Genomic DNA, 4,000 nt, shown 5'->3' with positions numbered 1-4,000 from the left:
TCGTCCCGCAGGAACCGGGTCAGAGCGGAAGCCGTCGGATAGTCGAAGATCAACGTCGCCGGGAGGGTCACACCCGTCGCCGCACCGATCCGATTGCGCAGCTCGACAGCCGTCAGCGAATCGAAGCCCAACTCCTTGAAAGCACGATCCGCACCCACCGCCTCCGAGCCGTCATGGCCCAGAACCGCCGCGACCTGCGCACGGACCAAACCGAGCAGCTCCCGCTCCAGCTCGACCGCACCAAGACCGGCGAATTTCCCGACCGGTGCGACGGTGTCCTCGGCGCGCGCGGCAGGCCCGGCCGGCCGGGTCTCCGGCAGCTCGGCGAACAGCGTGCTGGGGCGCACAGCGGTAAAGGCGGGCCCGAAGCGGTCCCAGTCCACGTCCGCGACGAGCAGAGCCGCATCGGACGATCCGGACACGCTCTGACGCAGAACGGCCATCGCCGTATCCGGCGCCATCGGCGGCAGACCCTCGCGCCGCATCCGGGCGTCCATCGCCTCGTCCGCCGCCATCCCACCGTCGGCCCACGGACCCCAGGCCAGAGATGTCGCAGCCAGACCCGCCGCACGACGCTGCTCGGCCAGGGCGTCCAAGTACGCGTTCGCGGCAGCGTAATTACCCTGCCCGGCACCACCGATGGTCCCGCTCATCGAGGAGAACAAGACGAACGCGGACAGCTCGATGTCGAGCTCGGCGGTCAACTCGTGCAGGTTGAGCGCGGACGTGGCCTTGGCCCGCAGCACGCTCTCGAACCGCTCCGGCGTCAGCGCGTCAAGAACGCCATCGTCCAGAATTCCGGCGGTGTGCACGACAGCCGTGAGCGTCTCCGCCTCGGCGGCCAGGACCGTACGCAGGGCATCCCGGTCGGCGGCGTCACACGCCACCACGGAGACCTCCACACCCATGCCCGACAACTCCGCGGCCAACTCAGCCGCACCGGGAGCATCCGCACCCCGCCGACTGGTCAGCACCAGACGCCCGGCACCCGCCCCGGCCAGCCAACGAGCCACCCGACCACCCAGAGCACCCGTACCACCGGTGACCAGGACCGTCCCGGACGGGGTCCAGGAGCCCGTGATCCCGGCCACGGCGCGGACCAGACGACGCCCGAAGACACCGGAGGTACGAACCGCGACCTGGTCCTCGCCCGCACCAGCGGCAAGGACACCGACCAACCGGGCCATCGCCCGCTCGTCCCACACCTCGGGAACGTCGACCAGACCACCCCAGCGCTCGGGAACCTCAAGCGCCGCAACCCGGCCCAGACCCCACACCTGCGCCTGAACGGGCGAGGTCAGGACATCGGAGCGACCGACGCTCACCGCACCACGGGTCAAGCACCACAACGGCGCTCCCACCCCGGCATCACCGAGCGCCTGCACCAGAACGGCGGTATCCACCACATCCGCGGCCCCGTCCAGGGCGAGCAGCGACACCACACCCGCGACGGGTCCGGGTGCCACGTCGGCCAGCAGCTCGGCCGACGCAGCACGATCGGCACCGGACTCGATGACGACCCGGCGGACCTCGCCACCAGCTTCGGCGAGCGCGCCGACCACGGCCGTGTCGTCCACGCCCCCGGAGGGAGTCACGACCAGCCAGGTACCCGACAGCCGCGCACCGGTGCCGGCATCCGTCAGCGGCTTCCACGACACCCGGTAGCGCCAGCGGTCCACCTCGGACTGGGTCCGCAGGTTGCGACGCCAAGCAGACAGCCCGGGCAGAACCGAGCTCCACGCCCCCTGGTCGTCCATGTCCAGCGTGTCGGCGAGCGACTCCAGGTCCTCGCGCTCCACCGCATCCCAGAAGCGGGAATCCAGGTCAGGGCCGGAGCCGCTGCGCGCCGTGCCCGTGAGCTGCAGCCAGAAGCGCTGCCGCTGGAAGGCGTACGTCGGCAGCTCCACGCTCCGGGCACCCGTACCGGCGAAGAACTTCGACCAGTCAACGTCCAGGCCCCGCAGATGTGCCTGAGTCAGCGAAGCGACCACCGTCTCGGTCTCGGTGCGCCCGCTGCGCAGAGCGGGAACGAAGGCAACGCCCTCGTTGCCGGTCACACAGTCCTGGGCCATGGCCGAGAGCACGCCACCCGGGCCGAGTTCGACGTACGTCGTCACCCCGGCGGTCTCCAGGGCGCGCATGCCGTCGAGGAAGCGGACTGCTTCACGGACGTGACGGACCCAGAAGTCCGCCGACCCCATCTCACCGTCCGCGACCAGGGCACCGGTCAGGTTCGACACGACCGGGATCCGCGGGGCGGCGAAGGACAGACCCTCCACCACCTGGCGGAACTCGTCGAGCATGCCGTCCATGTGCGGCGAGTGGAACGCGTGGCTCACCGTGAGCCGCTTGCTCTTCCGATCGCCGAGCGACTCCACCACCGCCAGAGCGGCATCCTCGTCACCCGCGATCACGACCGACTGCGGACCGTTGACGGCCGCGATGCTCACACGCTCCGTGAGCAGCGGCAGAACCTCATCCTCCGACGCCTGCACCGCGATCATCACGCCACCGGCCGGCAGCGCCTGCATCAGCCGACCACGAGCCGCAACCAGCGTGCACGCGTCGTCCAGGGACAGCACGCCCGCCACGTGTGCGGCGGCGATCTCACCGATGGAATGCCCGGACACGAAGTCCGGCTTCACACCCCACGACTCGAACAGCCGGAACAACGCCACCTCGACCGCGAACAGCGCCGGCTGCGTGAACCGCGTCTCATCCAACAGACCCGCATCCGACCCGAACAACGCATCCTTCAGGGGCAGTTCCAGATCGAGGCGGGCGCAGACCGCATCCAGGGCTTCGGCGAACACCGGGAACGCGTCGTACAGCTCACGCCCCATCCCCAACCGCTGACTGCCCTGCCCGGTGAACAGGAAGGCAAGCTTCCCGCCGACCGGCGAGCCCTTCACGAGCGTCGACGTCGAGCGACCCTCGGCCAGTGCTTCGAGGCCGGAGAGGAGTTCGTCACGGTCCGTGGCGACGATGGCGGCGCGGTCCTCGAAGGAGGCCCTGCCCGCCGTCAGCGACCACGCGACATCCGCCGGACGAGCGTCCGGGGTCGACAGGACGTACGACCGAAGCCGGCTCGCCTGCTCCTGGAGCGCTTCCGGGCCCTTCGCCGACAGGACCCACGGCACCGACGGGAGTAGTACGGACTCGTCCCCGGACGAGACCGCCGCTTCCGAGGTCATCGGCTGTTCGATGATGGTGTGGGCGTTGGTGCCGCTGATGCCGAACGAGGACACACCCGCGCGACGCGGACGGCCCGTCTCCGGCCAGTCCACCGCATCCGTCAGGAGACGGACGTCACCGGCCTCCCAATCGATGTGCGAGGACGGCGCGTCCACATGCAGCGACTTGGGCAGAACCCCGTGCCGCATCGCCATAACCATCTTGATCACACCGGCCACACCCGCCGCAGCCTGCGTGTGCCCGATGTTCGACTTGATCGACCCCAGCAGCAACGGCCGGTCCGCCGACCGCTCCTGCCCGTACGTCGCCAACAGCGCCTGCGCCTCGATCGGGTCACCCAGACGGGTACCCGTCCCGTGCGCCTCCACCGCGTCCACATCGGCCGTCGACAGACCCGCACTCGCCAACGCCTCACGGATCACCCGCTGCTGCGAAGGACCGTTCGGAGCCGTCAAACCATTGCTCGCACCGTCCTGGTTGACCGCCGAACCACGCACCACCGCCAGGATCCGATGCCCATGGCGCACCGCGTCCGACTGACGCTCCACGAGCAACATGCCCGCACCCTCGGCCCAACCCGTCCCGTCCGCACCCTCCGCGAACGACTTGCACCGACCATCCGACGCCAGACCACGCTGACGACTGAAGTCGATGAACGTCTCCGGCGTCGCCATGATCGCCACACCACCGGCAAGCGCCATATCGCACTCACCCTGCCGCAACGCCTGAATCGCCCAATGCAGAGCGACCAACGACGACGAACACGCCGTATCCACCGTCACCGCCGGCCCCTCAAGCCCGAAGG

1 protein-coding gene is annotated in these 4,000 nt (G+C 69.7%); it reads right to left on the bottom strand.

From position 1 onward, the window contains the following. A partial coding sequence (locus tag ACFVS6_RS42840) for a type I polyketide synthase (protein ID WP_389711956.1) occupies positions 1 to 4,000 on the bottom strand: 4,000 nt, incomplete at both ends.

Origin of the sequence: Streptomyces sp. NPDC057939, from assembly GCF_042887545.1 — a bacterium.
Taxonomy (GTDB): domain Bacteria; phylum Actinomycetota; class Actinomycetes; order Streptomycetales; family Streptomycetaceae; genus Streptomyces.
This window is presented reverse-complemented; position numbering and strand designations above follow the sequence as displayed.